General features: G+C 37.4%; 17 protein-coding genes. 8 read left to right on the top strand and 9 right to left on the bottom strand.

Annotation, left to right across the window (positions count from 1 at the left end):
• Positions 1 to 181: 181 nt before the first annotated feature.
• Together N7931_RS02320 and fabA are read left to right on the top strand one after the other, a co-directional pair.
• Positions 182 to 1,798, top strand: coding sequence for a S16 family serine protease (locus N7931_RS02320; RefSeq protein WP_262791648.1), 1,617 nt, complete (start codon positions 182 to 184; stop codon positions 1,796 to 1,798).
• A gap of 83 nt (positions 1,799 to 1,881) precedes the next feature.
• Complete coding sequence (gene fabA, locus N7931_RS02315; protein WP_410369326.1) at positions 1,882 to 2,391, top strand: 3-hydroxyacyl-[acyl-carrier-protein] dehydratase FabA; 510 nt, start codon at positions 1,882 to 1,884, stop codon at positions 2,389 to 2,391.
• A gap of 62 nt (positions 2,392 to 2,453) precedes the next feature.
• Here the strand turns inward: fabA and rmf are convergent, their stop codons facing one another.
• From rmf to N7931_RS02285, 6 genes are all read right to left on the bottom strand, one after another.
• Complete coding sequence (gene rmf / locus N7931_RS02310) at positions 2,454 to 2,630, bottom strand: ribosome modulation factor (protein WP_262791645.1); 177 nt, start codon at positions 2,628 to 2,630, stop codon at positions 2,454 to 2,456.
• Positions 2,631 to 2,873: 243 nt separating this feature from the next.
• Positions 2,874 to 4,625 (bottom strand): DUF3466 family protein, encoded by a 1,752-nt coding sequence (locus tag N7931_RS02305; protein ID WP_262791643.1) that lies wholly within the window; start codon positions 4,623 to 4,625, stop codon positions 2,874 to 2,876.
• 3 nt (positions 4,626 to 4,628) lie between these two features.
• Positions 4,629 to 6,524, bottom strand: a complete 1,896-nt coding sequence (locus N7931_RS02300; protein ID WP_262791641.1) for an ABC transporter ATP-binding protein — start codon at positions 6,522 to 6,524, stop codon at positions 4,629 to 4,631.
• Complete coding sequence (locus N7931_RS02295; protein ID WP_262791639.1) at positions 6,511 to 6,768, bottom strand: glutaredoxin family protein; 258 nt, start codon at positions 6,766 to 6,768, stop codon at positions 6,511 to 6,513. The genes N7931_RS02300 and N7931_RS02295 overlap by 14 nt, the downstream gene beginning before the upstream one ends.
• Positions 6,765 to 8,864, bottom strand: coding sequence for a bifunctional 23S rRNA (guanine(2069)-N(7))-methyltransferase RlmK/23S rRNA (guanine(2445)-N(2))-methyltransferase RlmL (gene rlmKL / locus N7931_RS02290; RefSeq protein ID WP_262791638.1), 2,100 nt, complete (start codon positions 8,862 to 8,864; stop codon positions 6,765 to 6,767). Before rlmKL ends, N7931_RS02295 begins: the two co-directional genes overlap by 4 nt.
• 74 nt (positions 8,865 to 8,938) lie before the next feature.
• Positions 8,939 to 9,454 (bottom strand): TlpA disulfide reductase family protein, encoded by a 516-nt coding sequence (locus N7931_RS02285; RefSeq protein ID WP_262791637.1) that lies wholly within the window; start codon positions 9,452 to 9,454, stop codon positions 8,939 to 8,941.
• A 57-nt stretch (positions 9,455 to 9,511) separates the two neighbouring features.
• On the opposite strand from N7931_RS02285, the gene N7931_RS02280 reads away from it, so the two are divergent.
• Entirely contained in the window at positions 9,512 to 10,324 is an 813-nt protein-coding gene (locus tag N7931_RS02280) for a DUF2989 domain-containing protein (protein ID WP_262791636.1), read from the top strand.
• Positions 10,325 to 10,484: 160 nt separating this feature from the next.
• Here the strand turns inward: N7931_RS02280 and N7931_RS02275 are convergent, their stop codons facing one another.
• Entirely contained in the window at positions 10,485 to 12,002 is a 1,518-nt protein-coding gene (locus N7931_RS02275) for a fumarate hydratase (RefSeq protein ID WP_262791635.1), read from the bottom strand.
• A gap of 404 nt (positions 12,003 to 12,406) precedes the next feature.
• Between N7931_RS02275 and pabB the strand changes: the two genes are divergently transcribed.
• Positions 12,407 to 13,786 (top strand): aminodeoxychorismate synthase component I, encoded by a 1,380-nt coding sequence (gene pabB / locus N7931_RS02270; protein ID WP_262791633.1) that lies wholly within the window; start codon positions 12,407 to 12,409, stop codon positions 13,784 to 13,786.
• On the top strand, positions 13,786 to 14,367 hold the full coding sequence (locus N7931_RS02265; RefSeq protein ID WP_262791632.1) for a CoA pyrophosphatase: 582 nt from the start codon (positions 13,786 to 13,788) through the stop codon (positions 14,365 to 14,367). Before pabB ends, N7931_RS02265 begins: the two co-directional genes overlap by 1 nt.
• 6 nt (positions 14,368 to 14,373) lie before the next feature.
• Here N7931_RS02265 and cysB read toward each other — a convergent pair whose 3' ends face one another.
• Positions 14,374 to 15,348 (bottom strand): HTH-type transcriptional regulator CysB, encoded by a 975-nt coding sequence (gene cysB / locus N7931_RS02260; RefSeq protein WP_262791630.1) that lies wholly within the window; start codon positions 15,346 to 15,348, stop codon positions 14,374 to 14,376.
• A 173-nt stretch (positions 15,349 to 15,521) separates the two neighbouring features.
• On the opposite strand from cysB, the gene N7931_RS02255 reads away from it, so the two are divergent.
• The 3 genes from N7931_RS02255 (at position 15,522) to N7931_RS02245 (ending at position 18,731) form a co-directional block, all read left to right on the top strand.
• The gene (locus tag N7931_RS02255) at positions 15,522 to 17,153 is read left to right on the top strand and encodes a tetratricopeptide repeat-containing response regulator (RefSeq protein WP_262791628.1); all 1,632 of its coding nucleotides are present in this window, start codon (positions 15,522 to 15,524) and stop codon (positions 17,151 to 17,153) included.
• Positions 17,110 to 17,814: a sensor histidine kinase gene (locus tag N7931_RS02250; protein ID WP_262791626.1), complete on the top strand. Its 705-nt coding sequence runs from the start codon at positions 17,110 to 17,112 to the stop codon at positions 17,812 to 17,814. The genes N7931_RS02255 and N7931_RS02250 overlap by 44 nt, the downstream gene beginning before the upstream one ends.
• Positions 17,815 to 17,960: 146 nt before the next feature.
• Positions 17,961 to 18,731 (top strand): hypothetical protein, encoded by a 771-nt coding sequence (locus tag N7931_RS02245; protein WP_262791625.1) that lies wholly within the window; start codon positions 17,961 to 17,963, stop codon positions 18,729 to 18,731.
• A 150-nt stretch (positions 18,732 to 18,881) separates the two neighbouring features.
• Here N7931_RS02245 and topA read toward each other — a convergent pair whose 3' ends face one another.
• Positions 18,882 to 21,512 carry a type I DNA topoisomerase gene (gene topA, locus N7931_RS02240; RefSeq protein WP_262791624.1) on the bottom strand — a complete coding sequence of 877 codons (2,631 nt, stop codon included), beginning with the start codon at positions 21,510 to 21,512 and terminating at the stop codon, positions 18,882 to 18,884.
• Positions 21,513 to 22,032 lie beyond the last annotated feature (520 nt).

The raw sequence follows: 22,032 nt of genomic DNA, 5'->3' as shown, positions 1-22,032 counted from the left end.
GTGACCACATACCAAGGGTCACATGCGTATTTTAGTCATAAAAATGAGTCGGGATCATACCTAGATATTCCCCTTGTGTCGATACTGTTGTCCGCAGAACAAAACTGTTTTTTTGACCCTTTGCGGTTATAATGCGTTTAATATTATCAAAAATAGCTATTTTATTTTAAAGAGTTGCTTAATGACCAACAGCATGGCCCTGAGTTTAGAGCAGTTGAGTGTTCAGGCTAAAATTGCAAAAATGCAATTAAGTTTGCAAAACAAACCACTGAATCAACATTTATTACTACCTCAACTTACTCAATTTATTGAGAAAGTTGAGTATCAGCACTTTGATGTTTATTTATTAACAGCAAACTACCCTGTTATCCCGTATTTAAACTGGCTTGGTTTTGCACAACAACACTTTGAGCTAAGCTCTGTTGAGTATTTAATTGGCCATTTTCAAGCCAATATTAATGGCAAATATACGTTTAAATCAGGTGCTTTATTTGATAATCCGCAACAAAGTTGCATTTTGTCGGCTCAAACTTTATTACAAGACGAAAAGTTATTAGATTTAATCGGAAAAATGATTTCCAACCGCTGCTTTTCAACAAGATGGTTATTAAATGATGAACAAGCACAAAATATTCAACCTCATTTTCGTCATAAACAAATCCGTTTTGATCGCACTATCATCATCACTGGTGATTATGAATCATTACAAGCCATTTGTTATTTATTACCTTCTTTGGCACAAAAATGTGCAGATGAAATTAATGAAGCCGATCACATTGCTGAATTAAAAGCAGAAACCTTGCCTGCATTTAAAGACTTTATTCAAACCAGTTTTAAAACCCAGTTAACCGATGAGCAATTAAACAGCTTAATTTGGGCACAAGCCCGTTTGGTTGAAGAACAAAATTGGTTTTCACTTGATTTAACTTATCTCAAACGTTTATTCAGCCGACTTAACCCAAACTTTAGTCAAGCCGATGTTGAATTAGCGGTGCAGGATATAAATGGGTTTAATTCATCCAGCCGCTTATATAACTTTGAACAAATATTAAAAAATACAATTAAAGTCGATTTTAGCGGCGAAGTTGTTGGCCAAATCAATGGGCTAACCGTTGTAGAAACCGCGCTGGCTGAATTTGGTGAACCTTCTAGAATTACTGCTAATATCTTTGTTGGCGAAGGTGATATTGGCGATATTGAACGCAAATCAGAGCTGGGCGGTAATATTCACGCAAAAGCGATGATGATTTTATCATCGTTTGTTTCCCGAGCTTTTGCTAAAAATGAGCCGCTGCCAATTTCTTCTAATATTGTATTTGAACAATCTTATCATGAGGTAGATGGTGACAGTGCTTCATTGGCTGAGTTATATGCCCTACTTTCGGCTATTTCAAATGTGCCAATCAGGCAAAATGTAGCGTTAACAGGGGCAATTGATCAGTTAGGTAATGTATTGGCAGTTGGTGGGGTCGATTTAAAAATTGAAGGCTATTACGTATTAGCAAAATTAAAAGCGCCAATGCAAACTCACCATATTATTATCCCGCACGCTAATGTAACTCACCTGAATTTAAGCAGCGATATTTTAAATGCGGTGAGCCAAGGGAGTTTAAAAATTCATGCAATCAAACACGTCACAGAAGCGGCAGACATTTTAACTGGCTTACCGGCAGAGTCTGACGATGGCGAGAGTTTATTTGCTAAAGTGAGAGAAGAGCTTGAACATTTTGGTCAAGAGCTGGAACAATCCCGCTCTATTTTAAAAAAATTAGCACTTTTTTTCACAAAAAGCCGGTAAATTGAGCAATTAGACTTGTTTAGCTAACACCTGTTCGCTAAAGTATGCGCGAAATTTCTTGAACCTAATATAGATTGATACTAATGAAAAATAGTTTTAACAAAGAAGAGCTTTTAGCTTGTAGCCGTGGCGAACTATTTGGCCCGGGAAACAGCCAATTACCAGCACCAAATATGTTAATGATGGACAGAATTGTCAGCATTACTGAAGATGGTGGTAGCGCAGGTAAAGGATATATTGAAGCTGAATTAGATATTACCCCTGATTTATGGTTTTTTGATTGTCATTTTCCGGGCGATCCGGTTATGCCAGGCTGTTTAGGCTTAGATGCAATGTGGCAATTAGTTGGCTTTTTCTTAGGCTGGTGTGGTGGTCCGGGTCGAGGCCGTGCATTAGGTGTGGGTGAAGTTAAATTCACAGGTCAAATTTTACCAACTGCAAAAAAAGTAACTTATCGTATTGATATGAAGCGTGTTATTAAACGCAAACTCTATATGGGCATTGCCGATGGCAGTGTTGCAGTAGATGGAAAAGTTATTTACGAAGCGAAAGATTTAAAAGTAGGTTTATTCCAAGACACATCTGCTTTCTAGGTTTAATATTATTAAGCAATATTAACTTAACCAATAAGAAAAAAGCCCTAATGGGCTTTTTTCTATTTTCCTCCAAAAAAAGTTATTCTATCATCAACAGCATTTCGCCACCCGCCAAGCCACTGGGCTTTAATATCAGCTTCCTGATACGGGCAACATTCTTTCGTTTTACCTACTAAACCTGCTTGATAGCCTCTGGACTGGGCTCTTTCTAAACGATCGCGCTTTTGTCTTTTCATTTAGTTTTCCTTATCCATATAAGTTCGGATGAAAATATTATTTATCGCTTACTTGTTTCAATAAGTTAGTCAATAACGACTCAAATTAGTTCAAAATCCGAGTTTGATTTATCGACAGCGACAATTCAAAATTAACTAAGAAAAAGTTTGATTGCAATACTGTAATAAAGCAGAAATGAAGGTGTTTTTGTGGAGGAATAACTAAGATGCTGATTTACAACATCTTAGCTATTTAAAAGTAGATTAGATCTTTTTAGACTTAATATTACGTTTTTTAAACAAAAATGTAATAAACAATAAAACGAACCAGCCAGCATTAAAAGATGCACCTTTACGTTTTACTTTTTCTTCATTATCCGGTGATTCACAACTGTCGGCTGAGCTGGCATCTGGAATTAATTTAACCGTATACTCAACTTGCTCAATAGCCGCATCACCCGTTGTCACATCAGCCACAATCTGGCCTAATAAATTACGTCTGGCCTGCACATAAGAAGCACGAGCTAAAATAACACCATCATCATTTACATCAACTGCGTCTGTGATTGTGAAATCAGTTTTACAACTTAACAAATCATTTAGATCATACATTTCTTCTGTATCCAAATCGTAAACAAAACCGTGTTTAGGCTTGCTACCACTGGCTAATGCTGATGCTTCTGTGTTACCCACAATAATGTTCTGATCATTAATTGAGTTCACTTTAGTATTAGCACTAGAAAAGAAGTCATTTAACTTAGTAACCGTTACCCCACCACTATCAATATCGTAATAAAAACTTTTGGTTACACCGACTAAAGTTGAGCTATCGGTTAATGTACCAATTACTATGCCATTATTATTAATATCAATTGCTCGACTTGTTCTGTATTCAAGTGGGTTGGTCATCGGAAATACATTGTTTTCGAAGAATATTACAGCTTGCTGACGAGTTCTATCATTCACATCAATCACATGCGACTCACCTACCGCAATCCCTGCATCATTAACAGCAAACGCTCGGCTGATAAAGGATAGACTATCTTTGTATTCTGGATCGTCAATCGCTATACCCAACTCACGTTTGGATGCAACCTCACCATTACCATTTACTTTCCATAAATAAGCGCGGGTTTTAAAAGCACTAAATTGATTAGTTTTGTTATCGCCTAAGCTTTTCCATATACAAACTTCTTTTGGCACACTATCATCATTCGCTCTACAAGTATCTATCAAGCTATTTAAAGATGTACTACCGTCAACAGATGCATAGCCAACTACATAACCATTATCAGAAATATCGGTTGCATAGCTAAAGCCACCTAACGCATCTTCTTCATCATAAAGTGGTTCAAGGAGTATGGCTTTATTAGAATATCGAACAAAACCACGATTTAAAAACGAAGGAATTAACCAAGTTTCGCCGTCGATTCGGGTTTCGGTTAATGGCGAGCCAGCTTCACCCGCTAACCAGCCTAAGTTATTAATGCCATGAGAAAGCTCTGTATTGTAGTAATAATATTCATCCGTTTCAGGGTTTTCTTCGTCAAAAATCGCCAGCTCTTCTAATTCAGAGCGATCAGAAAAAGCAGTACGGTAAGGCGCTAATTGCTGATGTTGGCCATCTTTATTATAAGTTGCTAAATAAGTTAAAGTTGCGCCTAAACTTTCAGAAACAAACCGCCCTTTCTGAATAGAGTCCCAATACAGCGTGGCATAAAATAGTGCAGTTGCATAACTCGATGATAACCGAGTCGTAAAATTTTCTAAATTATCTTCATCTTTAAAATCCAGCAACTCTCGATCAACCGGATAATTAAAGCGATTTCCATTTAAAGTAGCTAAAGTGCTAACAACATCACCCTGGTTATTAATCCCTACCGGAAAACTACTTTTAAATTCTTCAGGCGTTTCTATTATTTCAATCCGGTAATTGGTATTTACCGCCCACGCTGAAGTTTGCAGCGCTAAATAACTTAATAATACTGTGCTTGATTTTAATACTTTATTCATCATGTTTTATTCGTTTTCCAGGCTCTCGAGTTCTTCCCACTGCTCAAATGCGGTTTCAAGTTCTGCCTCAACTTGCGCTAATTCATCTAACTTAGCTTGAGTTATATCACTAGCCAGACTAAAAAACTCAGGCGAGTTTATTTCATCTTGCAGTGCCGCAATTTGAATTTCGAGCGACTCAATTGTTTGAGGCAATGATTCTAACAAACGTTTTTGCTTATATGACAGCTTTACTTTTGTATTTCGAGGTTTTTCGACCGTCTTTTTTGCGCTAGGTTCAGATTTCTCTGTTTGAATTTGTTTTAAATGTGCTTCACGCTCAGCTAAATGCGGAATAATCGCATCGTATCCGCCCATAAATTCTTCTATCTGGCCGTTCCCATGAAAGAAGAAACTAGAAGTTACAGTGTTATCAACAAACTCTCTGTCGTGCGAAACTAATAATAAAGTGCCCTGATAACTATCAATTAGCTCTTCTAATAGCTCTAACGTTTCCACATCTAAATCGTTGGTTGGTTCATCCAGCACTAATAAGTTAGCTGGTTTTAAAAATAACTTGGCCAATAATAACCGGTTTTTTTCACCACCAGATAAAGATTTAACGGGCGAGCGCGCACGTTGAGGTGAAAATAAAAAGTCTTGTAAATAACCTAAAGCATGTCGGGTGCGGCCATTAAAAACCACATCTTGTTTGCCTTCGGCTACATTATCCATAACAGACTTTTCTTCATCTAACTGGTCACGATATTGATCAAAATAAACAATATCTAAGTTAGTCCCTAATTTAACTGTGCCTGAATCTGGTTTAAGTTTATCCAGAATCAGTTTAATAAAAGTAGACTTACCACAGCCATTTGGGCCAATTAAAGCAATTTTATCGCCGCGCATAATTAGGCAGCTAAAATCTTCAACGATATTCAGCTCATCGTTATAGCGGTAAGATAAGTGCTCAACCTCAGCAACCAATTTACCGGATTTGTTAGCTTCATCTAAATTCAGATTAGCAGTGCCTTGCACATCTCGTCTTTGTGCTCTTTCTTTACGCATTTGCTGTAAATGCCTAACTCGCCCTTCATTTCTGGTACGGCGAGCTTTAATACCCTGACGGATCCAAACTTCTTCCTGCGCTAATTTATCATCAAACTTTTTATTTTCGGCTTCTTCAGCTTTTAAAAAAGCGGCTTTATCAATTAAATATTGATCATATCCACGCTCATAACTAATTAGCCTGCCACGGTCTAAATCCACAATCCGGTTGGCAACATTACGCACAAATGCCCTATCGTGACTAATAAAAACTAAAGCCCCGTTATAATCTTTTAAAAACTGCTCAAGCCAATTAATTGACTGGTAATCTAAATGGTTAGTCGGTTCATCTAATAATAAAATATCCGGTTCAACAACCAATGCTTGAGCCAAGGCAACTTTACGTAACCAACCACCAGATAACCCAGTTAATGGCGCATTAGCATCTAAACTTAAACGCGAAATAACTTGCTGTATTTTTGGTTCAAACTGCCAGCCATCTAACTTATCAATTTGCTGCTGGATATTGGCAAGTTGGGTTAAATCGGCGTTCGCATCCGCACTTAACTGATAAAACTCAGCGAGTGCCTCACCCACCGCACCAAGCCCTTTGGCTACATATTGATACACCACACCACTAGATGCTTTAGGCGGATCTTGCGGTAATCTGGCAATCACAGTTTCACTACGTAAATTAGTATCGCCGCTATCTAACGCAATATCACCGGCAATAATTTTAAGTAAAGTTGATTTACCGGCGCCATTGCGTCCCAAAATACAAATTTTTTCACCACGGTTAATATGAAAATCCGCACCGTTTAACAAAGGGTGATCGCCAAAAGCCAGCTCGGCTTTTGTTATCCTATATAAATTCATAATGCAATTTTAACCAATTTAATACGCTGGCTTCATCAAATGGCCAGCATAAAGTTTGTTGACTTGGCGTATCTAATAAAACAGGAATTTTTTCACCATATTGTGCAATTAAATCTTCACTATTATCCTGTAGCGCAATATCAAGCAAACTCACTTGTTCTAAAATACCTAACCGATTTAAAACTTGCTGAGCATCATCACATAAATGACAACCTTCTGTGCCATATAAGATTAAGTCACTCATTTACGTTGAATTTTCCATACCTGACGAATATTCGCCCGGCGTTTAAAATCAAACGGCAGTGTTTTTTCACTTAAATCGGTAAAAGTTAAACCAAGCTCGACCATCGCCGCTTCATCTAATTTAAACGTTCTTAAATTGTTTGAAAAATAAATCTCACCACCAGCATTTAACTTGGCTAACGCATTGCTAATTAAAGCAATATGATCGCGCTGTACATCAAAAGTGGTTTCTAGTTTTTTAGAATTGGAAAAGCTTGGCGGATCAATAAAGATTAAATCGAATGATTGTTTGCTATTTTTAAGCCATTCTAAGCTGTCTTGCGCCACAAACTGATGCCATGCCGGATTAATATTATTTAACTCAAAATTTTGTTTACCCCAATCCAAGTATTTTTTAGATAAATCGACAGAGGTAACTTGTTTCGCGCCGCCTAAAACCGCATGAACGCTGACACTACAAGTATAAGAAAATAAGTTTAATACGGTTTTATCTTTCGCTTGCTGTTGAATCAACAAACGCATATCTCGGTGATCTAAAAATAATCCAGTGTCTAAAAAGTCATGAATATTGACATAAAATAAAGCGTTGGCTTCTTGTACTGCAAAATATTCATCTCGGTTGGTGCTGCGCTGATACTGCTCGTTGCCTTTTTGACGCTTACGAACCTTTAAAGCCACTTTGCTAGTTTCAATCTCTAAGATACCAGGTGCCGTTAACAATACCTCGTTTAATCTGGCACGCGTTTTTTCAATTGGAATATTTTTAGGTGCGGCATATTCCTGAATCACCAAACTATCGCCATATACATCAATAGCCACATTGTAATTCGGCAAGTCGGCATCATAAACACGATAACATTCAGTTGGAATTTGCTTAGCCAATTTAGCTAATTGTTTTACATTTTTTTTCAGCCGGTTTTGAAATTCAAGCGCCATATTTTCACGCGGATCAACGCCACTTCCGGCTTCAATGGTATATTTGGCGATCACACAATCTAGCGCTGCATTTTTTACTTTATATTTTTTACTGGCCGATAATTTTAATTGTCGTAATTGCTCCTGTGCAGAGCTAATGACAGTTAACTGCCAGTTTTCGTATTTTTGTTTAATTGCTGCGCCAAAATCCAAATATAAACTTGCAATTTTAAGCTCATCTTCTAAACGCTCACCATACGGTGGGTTAGAAATAATATGCCCTGCTTCATTAAAATCGATTAACGAGTCCAACGCATTGCCGCGCTGGAAATGAATAAAATCATCAACACCAGCATCTTTTGCATTTTGCTCGGCAGTTTTTAATTCACGGGTATTAATATCAATCCCATATAATCTCAGTTTAAGATCGGTTTTAATCTGAGCATCCGCCTGAGTTTTTACCTGCTCAAATAAATTTGGATTATGTCCAAGCCAATGTTCAAAACCCCATACTCTGCGGTATTGTTGCGCTGGCATATTAAGTGCCATTTGAGCAGCTTCAATTAACAAAGTGCCTGAGCCACAAAAATAATCAATTAACGGTTGTTCGGTTTGCTCAAGCCAACCTGAACGCATCACAACCGCGGCTGCAATATTTTCTTTAATGGGCGCACGGCCAGCATTAACTCGGTAACCACGCTGATGTAAGCTTTGACCACATAAATCAATAAAGATATGCGCATTATTTTTAATTAAACGCCCTTGAATTCGGATATCCGCATTGGCTTTATCAACATTAGGACGACGGCCAAACTCATCCTGAAATAAATCAACTATCGCGTCTTTTACTACTTGAGCGCTAAACTGAGTATTACGCAGTTTTTCGGTAACCCCGTTAAAATCGACACTAAAGGTTGATCTATCTTTAAATTGCATAGACCAGTCAACTGACTGCGCAATTTGGTATAAATCGTCTTTACCGGAGCAAGGCGCACTGGTTAACTCAAGAAAAACTTTGTTGGCCAGACGCGAGCAATAACAAACCTGATAAGCTTGCTCAAGCGTGCCCTCAAACCAAACAGAAGATACAGATAATTTAATATTATCAATTGAATAGCTTTGAAGCTCTTGTTCTAAAAGATTTTCTAAGCCTTTTGAGGTGGTAACTAAAAAACGCGCCATTGAACACTCCGAAATTTTGACGCGCCATTATAACGCAATTAGATGCCGAACACCAAAGTGCAAATCACTGAAAGTTAAAGCCTTAATCGCATCCCTAACTCAGAGCTATATCCTGTCACTCTATTTGTAACTAATCCGTTTTTATCAATTAAATAATAACTTGGATAAACCGATATTTTAAATAATGACCGTAAGCCAACATCGCCATAATAAACCGGAAAATTAACCTGATGCTGGTCAATAAAGTCTTTAACACTTTGTTTATTTGAGTAATCCAGCGCAATCGCCACAATTTTAGTTTTAGCACCTGAGTGAGTTAATTGCTGCTTTAAGTCAACCAGATTTGGAATACTCAAATGGCAAACCTGACACCAAGGAGCAAAAAAATAAAGCAAAGTTTGCGAATGTTGATCCGCTAAATCAACAACCTCAGTTTGTTCAGAGCTCACTAACTGCAATAAAAATTGATTTTCTGGCAGTTCGCTTTCTACCGCCAGCATATTTTTACTTTGCCAAAACTGGATTAAAAAATAAACGAATCCAATGATTAACAGTTGAAACGCCCAACCGACAATTTTTTTTACTTTCATTTTAAGGTATTATTTAACATAAATAGTGTTAGTAATTTTTTATTTAAGGTGGTTCCATTGAAATTAAACAAATGGACATTTCCGCTTGCTGTTTCATTTTTATCACTGGCTGCCTTAACAGCTTGTGATTCTGGCCCAACATTACGTCAGGTATGTGAACAAAACCAGCAGTTTTGTGACGACTTAAATCAGGATGCCTGGTGTAAAGCAGAACGTAAAGAAGTGATTTTTGGCCGTTATAACGAGCAACAAAATCCAACAGATCAAATTAGATACAAACTGATGCTGGATTTAGAAAGCTATTCAACTTGTGTCGAAAAAGCATCTCATATTGAGCATATCAAATTAAGAGATAAACAAACCGGCAGAGTTAAAGGTTATATTACCTCGTTAAAAGAGTTAAAGCGCTTATCTGACGTGACGAAAAACTCAACCGATCCTTACCTACTTTATTGGCACTGGTCACGCAATGGTGACGAAACCGCGATGCAAAAATTTTTAAATTTGCGCGATTCAGGTATTTTACAAACCCCTGATTTACAGTTAAAACTAGCAACGTATTACGTTAAGTTTGATCGCGATTTAACCATTGATACTTTATATCATGCCCTTGAAATATATGATGGCACTCAGGTTTTAAAGCCAGAAATTTTCAAAACGCTCAGCACATTATTTATTAAAGAAGAAAAATATAAGCACGCTTACGTGTGGGGTAAAATAGCTAAAGAGCATGGCATTATTGATATTGATTTAGCACCGCTTAAAGCTATTTTGCAAAACGAAGGCAATAATATCGCAAGTTTAGATCAACTGGTCACTCAATATAGTGAGCAAATTAAAAACGGCCAGTTTATTGCGCCAAACCGTTAACTCAAGTTTATCGGATGCAATCAAGAGCAGATATATAAAGTAGCGAGAGAAAATAATTAGATAAATTAACGCTCAATAAACAAAAACCGCTTAGCAAATTTGAATTAAGCTTGCTAAGCGGTTTATTTTTAACGGATAAAGCATTAATTGTTTATCTAATTTAGTTGTCCAGTTCAGCTATTTTTGCTGACCAAATTGCAGGCCCGGTTTGGTGAACATTATTACCGGTTGAGTCAACCGCAACGGTTACCGGCATATCCTCAACTTCAAATTCATAAATTGCTTCCATTCCCAAATCTTCAAACGCAACCACTTTAGCTTTTTTAATGGCTTTAGCCACTAAATAAGCCGCGCCACCAACAGCCATTAAATAAACCGCTTTATATTTAGCAATAGATTCAACGGTTTGAGCACCACGTTCGGCTTTACCTATCATGCCAAATAAACCATGTTCAGCCAGCATCATATCGGTAAATTTGTCCATTCGAGTTGCTGTTGTTGGGCCAGCCGGACCAACAACTTCATCACCAACCGCATCAACTGGACCCACGTAATAAATAAAGCGATTTTTAAAGTCGATCCCATTTGGCAATGCTTCGCCCCGCTCCAAATATTCTTTGATGCGTTTATGAGCTGCGTCGCGTCCGGTTAAAATTTTACCGGATAATAAAACCGTATCACCGGCTTTCCAGTTTTGAATTTCTGCTTTGGTAATGTCATCAACATTCACACGGCGTACGTTTTCACCGACTTCCCAAGTAACTTGTGGCCAGTCTTCCAGTTTAGGGACTTTTAATTCAGCCGGACCTGAGCCATCTAAATAAAAATGAGCATGACGGGTAGCAGCACAATTTGGGATCATAGTGACAGGTTTAGAAGCTGCATGAGTTGGCACTGATTTTATTTTAATATCCACCACAGTGGTTAAACCACCTAAGCCTTGTGCGCCAATGCCTAATTTATTAACCCGGTCAAAAATTTCTAATCTGAGCTCTTCTTCCGCATTTTGTGGACCGCGCTCAATTAATTCCTGAATATCAACTGGGTCCATTAAGCTTTCTTTGGCCAATACTGCTGATTTTTCAGCTGTACCACCAATACCTATGCCAAGCATGCCCGGTGGACACCAGCCTGCACCCATTGTCGGTAAGGTTTTAACAACCCAATCAGCAATTGAGTCGCTTGGATTTAGCATGACCATTTTAGATTTGTTTTCTGATCCACCGCCTTTGGCTGCGACCATAATTTCAATTTTATCTCCGGCAACCATATCAATATGCACAACGGCTGGTGAATTATCTTTGGTGTTAATTCTTTTCCCGGCTGGATCCATCACAATCGAAGCTCGCAGTGGGTTATCTGGATTGGTATAAGCTCGTCGAGTCCCTTCATCCACCATTTGCTGAACCGTCATATCCGTTTTATCCCAACTCACGCCCATGCCGATTTTCACAAAGCAGGTTACAATTCCGGTATCCTGACAAATTGGTCTGTGCCCTTGAGCAGACATGCGCGAATTAATTAGTATTTGTGCCATTGCATCTTTCGCGGCAGGGTTTATCTCTTTGTGATAAGCGGCTTCAACGGCTTTTACATAATCAAGCGGATGATAATAAGAGATAAATTGCAATGCATCTTCAATACTATCGATAAAATCTTGCTGTTTAATAGTTGTCATTCAAAATCCCCAGTGGCGTGGTGATAATTCTAAAATAAGAAAATAGTGAGGTTATTTAACCTGAACTGCGTGTAAGAAATGGTTGAAGTAAAATTATCCAATTAGCTAAACAATAACGCTTCCACCCTATTTTACGTTCCAACGAGGATAGTTTTGCGTTTATCAAGGCATTTTTCTGTACCTAATAGCGAGCTATTAGTCAGAAAAATAACGATGAAAGACGCAAAAATAGCCCGTTGGGCAAATTTTCTTATGTGCTGTTCAGGTTATTTATACAAATAAAATTTTACAACGCAAATAGTTATATGAAATATCTAATATAAGATTAAAATACACCGCTATTTTATTTCACAAATATGATAGGCTTAGCCGCTGACAATTCATATTTCAGTACAGCTCGTTTCATGAATAATCAATCTATCTATCAAATCGATTTAGCAGCTTCGGTTAGCGCCACCAGTTTATTTTCTTATTTAGCTAATCAGCAAGGCTCTATCTTGCTGGATTCAGCCAATGCTAACCATGAAAACAGCCGCTACGACATTATTTTATCGGCACCAATTGCAACTGTGACCCATTCATTTGGCAAAACCAGTGTTAAATTATTAAACGGTCAATCCCAAAACCAAAACGAAGCAAATCCATTTACAGTGGCCAAGCAGCTCCAGCAAGAGCTTATGCCTGCTCAGTTACCAGAAACCGATTTGCCTTTTGTAGGTGGCTGTGCCGGTTGGTTTAGTTACGATTTAGCCCGCAGCATAGAAACTTTGCCTGAATTGGCACAAAATGATATTGATTTACCTCAAATGCATTTGGGCGTATATGATTGGGCGATTATTAAAGATAATCAAACCGGTAAATGGTTTGCAGTAGATTATCAGCCTGATTTATTTAGAGTTGAACATTTATTAAATCAATATCATAAACAGAATAAACAACCAACCGAAGCATTTAAACTGCTTAGTGACTGGCAGGCTAATATGTCAGAGCAAAGTTACACCGCTAAATTTGACAAAGTAAAGCAATATTTAGTCGATGGCGACTGTTATCAGATTAACCTTGCTCAAAGATTCAGTGCAGATTACACCGGCGACTGCTGGCAAGCTTATTTAGCACTCAGAGACAGTAATCAAGCCCCTTTTTCTGCCTATATAAAATATCAAGATCACAGCATTATCAGCATTTCACCTGAACGTTTTTTACAACTTAACGAGCATCAGGTTCAGACTAAACCAATAAAAGGCACTATTTCGCGGGGCCAGTCGTTAAAGCAAGATAATGCTTTTAAAGCCAGCTTAAAATCATCGGAAAAAGATCGTGCTGAAAATTTGATGATAGTGGATTTATTACGTAATGATATTAGCCGAGTTTGCCAGCCGGGTAGTGTCAGAGTGCCAAGATTATTTGAAATCGAAAGCTTTCCAGCGGTTCATCATTTAGTGAGCACAGTGACCGGCCAATTACAAGCAGATAAATCGCCATTTGATTTACTCGAAGCCTGTTTCCCGGGCGGCAGTATTACCGGAGCGCCAAAGGTCAGAGCGATGGAAATAATTGAAGAGCTTGAGCCACATCGCCGCTCAATTTATTGTGGTTCTATTGGTTATATAGACTGGCGAGGCAACATGGATACCAATATCGCAATTAGAACCTTAGTGGCAGATAATGAGTCGATTCATTGTTGGGCTGGCGGGGGGTTGGTTTACGATTCAAAAATGAAAAGTGAATACAAAGAAACATTTGATAAAGTGAATAAAATATTGCCGGTATTAAGTAGCCTATAATGGATTTAGCTCAGCTAATTACCCAACTAAAATTAAACCCAAAACAAATTAAACCAGCCAAATATCTGGCTGGTCATACCCATGCCGCTGTATTAGTTCCAATTGTTGAAACACAAAATAAAACCTTAGAAATATGGCTAACCAAACGACCTGAATATTTAAAACATCATCCGGGACAAGTCAGCTTTCCTGGCGGTAAATTAGAAGCCAATGATAGTAGTTTATATGCTTGCGCACTCAGAGAAACCGATGAAGAAATTGGTATCTCCCCCACTTTTTGGCAGCATATTAGTACATTATCATCCATTAATACGCTAACTGGTTTTGAAGTCACCCCATTTGTTGCATTAAGCCGGCATGAACAAGTTGAAAACTTTAAACTAAAACTGAATAAAAATGAGGTTGCCGAACTAATTCGTTTACCATTGGATAATTTTTTATATCAAATCAATATGCAAACAATTGATTACCACAGAGCAGACACAGTTCGTCGAGTTTATGGGTTTTATTTTCAGGATAAATTAATCTGGGGGGCAACAGCCACTATTTTACACGAGTTAAAACAGCGGCTGCTAATTTAGCTCTAATTAGCGAACCGGTAACTTAAAGTCTTTAAATAAGTCGTCAATTTCTTCAGCATTTTTCAACATAATCGCTTTATCAACAATATCTCGTGTTAAATGCGGTGCAAATCGTTCAATAAAATCGTACATATAATGACGTAAAAAAGTGCCTTTTCTAAAACCGATTTTAGTGGTGCTGGGTCTAAATAAATGCGAGGCATCAATGGCAACTAAATCGTGATCATTCTTTTTATCAACCGCCATTGTCGCCATTACCCCAATCCCAACGCCCATTCTGACATACGTTTTAATCACATCAGCATCGGTTGCGGTAAATACAATTTTAGGCTCAAGGCTGGTTTTGCTAAAAGCATTATCTAACTCAGAACGGCCAGTGAAACCAAATACATAAGTCACAATTGGATAATTAGCAACATCTTCAAGCGTGATATGTTTTTTAGTTGCCAGAGGGTGATCTTTACCCACAACCACACTGCGGTTCCAATGGTAGCAAGGCAACATAATCAAATCGTTATATAAGTGCAGCGCTTCGGTCGCAATTGCAAAATCAGCCTCGCCTTTTGCTGCGGCATCACTAATTTGGGCAGGTGTGCCTTGGTGCATGTGCAGAGAAACTTTAGGGTATTTTTTCATAAAACCACTGATTACTTCCGGCAATGCATATCTGGCCTGAGTATGAGTTGTGGCTATATTTAATTTACCTTGATCAGGTTGAGTATGTTCACGCGAAACCGCCTTAATGCTCTCAACTTTAGATAACATTTCGCGTGAAATATTAATAATTTCTTGTCCGGCGGGCGTGACATGAGTCAAGTGCTTACCGCTACGACCAAAAATTTGAACACCAAGTTCATCTTCTAACATACGAACCTGTTTACTGATCCCTGGCTGAGACGTATATAAGCTCTCGGCTGTTGCTGATACATTCAGGTTATGATTAACCACCTCGACGATATATCTCAGCTGCTGAAGTTTCATTTCCCTACCACCGTTATGCTAAATTTGAATACTTGTGGGTGTTTTTTATAACTTTTAATTTAGTTTATACCGATAAAATACAAAATTCGATGATTATTTAATAATTTAATTCATCTTTTTTAAAAATTGAACCAATATTAACTAATTGTTGTTTAACACTTTACGTTTATTTTATGAGCAATATCAATCGCTATCAGGACATCACATTTTTAATTGTGGATGATTTTGCCGAATTTAGAACTTCGCTCACAAATATGCTAATTAGCTTAGGGGCTAATCAAATAGATACTGCTGTTAATGCAGAAAAAGCAATAGAGCTATATCAACAAAAACATCATCAAATTATTTTATGTGATTATAATTTAGGCGAAGCCAGCCTCGATGGTCAACAATTATTAGAAGAATTAAATTTTCGTGAGACTTTACGTAAAGATACCATTTTTATTATGGTGACAGCAGAAAATTCAATTGAAATGGTTACTGGTGCAATTGAGTTTAAACCAGATAATTATTTAACCAAACCTTTTACTAAGCAATCACTCAAGACCCGGCTCGATAAAATATATGAAAAAAAGCAATTTTTAATGCCGGTATTGAATCAGCTAAATAAACAAGATTTTGCTCAGGCTATCGCGGAATCTAACCATTTAATGCAAACTAACCGAAGCTATTTAGCAAGTTGTCTGCAAATTAAAGGGGATTGTCTACTACGATTAGGCCAATTCAAATCAGCTGCCCAGCTTTATCATTCAGTAAATAAACAACGCCCTTTATTATGGTCTCTAATTGGGTTTGCCAAAGCTCAAATGGGGTTAGGTTTATATCAGCAAGCGATACGTTATTTTGAAAAAATTACAGAAACAAATCAATATGTAGTTAATGCTTTTGATTTACAAGCGGAATGTTTATTAGCAATAGGTGAAACCGAGCAAGCCCATCAAATTCTTGAAAAAGCAGTTAAAGTTAGTAGCAAATCTCTCAGCAGGGAAAGACAATATGCCGAAATTAGTTTTAATACTGGCCATTATTCAATCTCAGTGCAGCATTATAAAAAAGTTTTACAACTGAGTAAAAATACGCTTAATTCAACTGAAGATGATATTCTTAAATTATTAAATGTTATCGCAATCTCCTTTACAGAAATAAACAGCTCACAACAACATAAATTAAAAAATGAGTTTTTATATTATTATAAACAGTACAAGCAAAGCTTTAAACATGATATTCAATATTCACTTGCTTTAGAAATAAGTTATTGTATTTACCTTCATATACAATCTCAGGAAGATGAACTAATAAATCGTTTATCTAGTATTTCAGCACGGTTGTTAAGTTTGTCGGAATGTAGGTCTTATTTAAAAGAGCAGCTAAATTTTATTGCGACTTATTTCCCGATTATTTTAATAAATGCACCAACATTAGCAGAGTTTTGTACAAAGCATCAGCTTATATCCCGACAAACGGATCCGATACATGCTAACCACTTATATCGAAATAGCTTAGAATATATTGATAAAAAAGATTATTTAAAAGCCTTAAAACTTTTAATTTCAGCGTCTCATTTTTCACCGAAAAATATGAATATTGCACTAATATTAATGACAACATTAATCAAACTTGAAATGCAGGGAAAACAAATACCTAATGCTATGCAACTCATAGAAAATTGTGTTAGAACATTAAAAAATATCGACCCTGCCGATCAAAGGTTTACTCTATACAGAGCAAACCTCAAATTAATCCGAGAATTATTAATTATAAATGAAAATAGAGAGCACAATAGTGGACAAAACAACTCAAATTGATTTTGCTAGTGTACTGGCTTCCTCCGTGCATGATATGAAAAATTCATTATGTTTATTAATACAGTCAATTGATAATTTAAGTGAGCAGGCAAAAGCCTTAAATGCAGACTCAGAACTTGCTAAACTACACTATGAGGCATCTCGTTTAAATACTAATCTATTACAGCTCCTGTCATTGTATAGAGCAGAAAAAGACCAATTACCTATCAACATTGATGAATATCATATTTTAGATATAGCAGAAGAAATCATCACCCAGAATCAACTGTATTTAGATAGTCGAAAGATCCAAGTGGAAATAGATATTGAACCAGATTTAACCTGGTATCTTGATTTGGATTTAATTTCAAACTTGTTAAATGATGTTTTCATCAATGCGATGCGTTATACAAATAATAAAATTTTTATCCAAGCTGCACTAAACAAAAATCAATTAGTTGTAACCGTTGAGGATGATGGTAGTGGCTATACTGAAAATATGCTTAAGCAAACAGAGTTAAATATGCATGAAATAAATTTAACTTCCGGTCATACTGGTCTAGGGTTATTTTTTGCAAAACTCATTGCACGATCACATCAAAATAACAACCTGACCGGACAAGTGGAACTTAAAAATGGAGGTCGTTTGGGGGGCAGTCAATTTATATTGACACTTCCTTAAAATTTATAAAACTTAAGCATTCTTGTTCGACTATTTTTAGATATTCTTGTACTATCAAACGAAATAATTATTAAAATAAAGTAACAGTCTATACTTGTTATGATGTTCTAAAACGAATGATTGTTAGTTTTTAATTAGGATATGTGATGATTTTTACCATTGTAATTGCACTTGTCATTGCGCTGATTGTATTAGCTATATTAATTAACGCGGTTCAACAACACAAAGAAAAAATAGAAACAGATAAAAGGAATGAGTTAGCTAAGCATAAAAATATTGTAGAAGAAACTGAGAACTTATTAATGAATATCAGTAACTTCCCTGTTAGCACTCAGCTAGTTTTGATTTTACATCAACGTTTATTAGATGCAATTAAAGCGATGTCAGAATTGACTCCTGATTCAACAGAGCTCAGACAAAGACTCAAAGATACCCAACAACGAGTACAAAACATATCACCTCAGGATATCAATACTAATTCAGAAGAGCAGTTTGTCTTACCGGATGATGAGAGAGCAACTATAGCTTTAATTCAGGGGATAAAAAAATTAAGAACCGCACTGCGTTCGGAACACACCAAAGGAAAAGTCGATACTCAAATTTTTATGGTAGAAGACAAGAAATTAGATGCTCTACAATTAAAAATTAATGTTGAAAGCTTAATGAAACGTGGTCATATGGCAAGAAGAAGCCAAATGCTAGGCTCAGCTCGACAATATTATGAAAAAGCTGTTTCGACAATAGATTCTCAAGCAAGTAGAAGTGAATATGCGAACCAAAGGAAAGCAGAGTTGACTACTTTATTAACAGAAATTACAGAAGAGTTGAAAAACTCAAATGCACAGGATCGCCGTAAAAAAGCAGCTGAAGAAGAAGATGATTTAGATGTGTTATTCCAGCCTAAGAAAAAGTGGTAACACACTTTCCAATCGTTTTTTGCTAACCCCTAACGGGCATAAATGCTAAAGATAAACAATAAAAAAGCCAATCAGATGATTGGCTTTTTTATTGGATTAACCCTGCCCTGAAACTGAAATAGTAATCAAGGCAAAACAATTAATGAGTTATTATTTTTTAGGTTTCTTTAACTTAGAGTCATCGGCAACCCATTTGCCATTTTCATAATGAGCTAACCAACCAGATGCTTTACCATCCATTTCTGAGGCCACATACTGCTCTTTATTTTTACGGCTAAATTTAACAATAGCAGGATTCCCTAAAGGATCTTTTACCGGGGCATCCGCTAAATACTTAAACTTATCAGAGAGCCTGTCTTTAAAGCGCTTTAACTCTTCTACTTTAGGAGCTCTGGTTTCTCTTGATTTAGGAAAGTTATGAGCAGCTAAAAAGATCCCCGAAGCACCATCACGTAAAACAAAATATGCATCTGACTTTTCGCACGGTAATTCGGGTAAATGAACCGGATCTTCTTTTGGTGGCGCAGGCTGACCATTTTTTAATAACTTACGGGTGTTACTACAGTCATCACTGGTACAGCCAAAATATTTACCAAAACGGCCGTTTTTAAGCTGCATTTCAGAGCCGCATTTATCACATTCGATAACCGGACCATCATAACCTTTTATTTTAAATTGGCCTTGCTCAATCTCAAAACCATCACAGGTTGGATTGTTACCACAAACGTGTAGCTTACGCTCAGAGTCAATTAAATAACTATCCATTGCGGTACTACATTTAGGACAACGGCGTTTCGCTCTTAATGCGTTCGTTTCGGCTTCTTCATCATTTGTATCAACCGCTTCTTCGCCCGAGGTTAAATTAATGGTTTTAGTACAACGCTCTTTAGGAGGCAGCGCATAACCTGAACAACCTAAAAACACCCCTGTTGTTGCGGTGCGAATAGTCATTTTACGGCCGCACTCTGGACAATCGATATCAACCGGAATAGGCTGATTTGGTTTCATACCACCTTCATCGACTTCTCTTTCTGCCTGTTCTAACTGTTGACTAAAGCCGTTGTAAAATTGGTCTAATACTTTTATCCAGTCTAATGAACCGTGGGCAATTTCATCTAAATATTTTTCCATATTAGCAGTGAAATTAAAGCTCATTAAATCATCAAAGTTTTCAACTAATCGGTCGGTGACGATCTCACCCATTTTTTCAGCATAAAAACGTTTGTTTTCTAAGCGGACATAACCTCTGTCTTGAATTGTGCTGATAATAGCCGCATAAGTAGACGGACGGCCAATACCGCGTTTTTCAAGTTCTTTTACCAGAGCAGCTTCACTAAAACGCGCTGGCGGCTTAGTAAAATGCTGAGTTGGATTAAGTTCAGTTAAATTAATAACATCACCTACTTTTACCTCTGGCAATAGTTGATCTTCGGCACCTTTTTTACTTGCCGGCGGTTGTACTCTAGTCCAACCATCAAATACTAAAACTCGGCCTTTAGCTTTTAATTCAAACTCATCGGCTGCAACTGTAATAGTGCTGGCTTTATATTTAGCTGGAGTCATCTGACAAGCAACAAATTGACGCCAGATAAGCTCGTATAGTTTTTTCGCATCCGCATCTACACCATCTAAACTTTCAGCTAATACCTCAACTGATGATGGACGAATCGCTTCGTGCGCTTCTTGTGCGTTCTCTTTACTGCCATACGTAATTGGATTATCAGGCAGATAATTACCGCCAAATTTTTGATTAATATAATCCCGACAGCTAGTAACTGCTTCTGCACTTAAATTGGTTGAGTCAGTACGCATATAGGTGATGTAACCTGCTTCATATAAGCGCTGCGCTAACATCATGGTTTTTTTAACACCATAACCTAAACGGGTACTGGCTGCTTGCTGTAAAGTTGAAGTAATAAAAGGTGCACCAGGTTTACTTGACGTTGGTCTGGTTTCACAATCACTCACTTTATAGGCGGCTGACTTTAATTTAGCTAAAGCAGCATCGGTTTGAGCTTTGTTTTGAGGTTTAAAGTTTTTACCGGCTTGTTTCGCTACATCCAATAATAACTGCTGGTTATCTTGAGTCCGCGTATCAGCTTTTATTTCCCAGAATTCTTCTGGAACAAATGCTTTAATATCTTGCTCACGCTCGACCACTAAACGCACGGCAACAGACTGTACTCGACCGGCTGAGAGTCCTCTGGCGACTTTTTTCCACAACAAGGGTGACACCATAAAACCAACAACCCGGTCTAAAAAGCGTCTCGCTTGCTGTGCATTCACTCGATCAATATTAAGTTCATCCGGTTTAGAAAAGGCATCCTGAATCGCTTTTTTAGTAATTTCGTTAAATACAACGCGTTTGTACTTGTCGTCTTCACCACCAATAATCTCACGCAAGTGCCAAGCAATCGCTTCCCCTTCTCTATCCAAATCGGTTGCGAGATAAACAGTGTCTGCATTTTTAGCTAACTTTTGTAACTCGGCTACGACTTTTTCTTTACCGGGTAAAATGTCGTATTCGGCCTGCCAGTGATTTTCTGGATCAACCCCCATTCGGGCAACTAACGCAGCTTTTTCTTTTTTCTTTTTAAATTCGGCTTTTTGCTCTGCCGTCATTTTTTTAGTATCTGCGGTTAGATTAACTTTACCTTTTGAAGAAGTTGGCAGGTCACGCACATGACCAACGCTCGACTTAACAATGTAGTTATTGCCAAGATATTTATTAATCGTCTTAGCTTTAGCCGGTGATTCGACTATGACAAGTGATTTTCCCATGTGATATCAGTAAGTCTTATTATTCGGTTACATTCTGGCGTTTAAATACTTATATCAAACATAAATTTTAAAACTAAACGCCGCTTCTTTATTTAGGTATATCGACAAAAAGCCAATGTAGCAAGAAATTTTATTCTTAAAAGCCAGATTAAGGTTTAATTGCTGGCTTTTTCAGCGATAAGTCTGACTATAGTGGCAAAAAACAAATTTAAAAGGGTAACACTTTAAATTTATTTAAAACTTTTAGAAGATATATACCCGTGCGACCTCAAGATACTTGATTTCAGCCGGAGAAAAAAATGCATGAGACAAGACAAATTGTTGTAGGTATAGTCGCTCTCGATAACTGCTCCTGCGTTATCCTACCTCCCGCATCCATGCGGTCGTACATCAAAACAATTTGGCGCAGTATCAGGCATTTTTGGCCGGCCCTTCGGGAGCTTCACAGCGCTTCCACTACTGCATCATATTGGTTTGAAAGGTGCCTACATTCCTTCACCAATCTGTTTTGTATTGAAAG

Source organism: Catenovulum sp. 2E275 (genome assembly GCF_025515275.1).
Classification (GTDB): domain Bacteria; phylum Pseudomonadota; class Gammaproteobacteria; order Enterobacterales; family Alteromonadaceae; genus Catenovulum.
The sequence above is the reverse complement of the archived record's forward strand: the minus strand, read 5'-3'. Positions and strand labels throughout refer to the sequence as shown.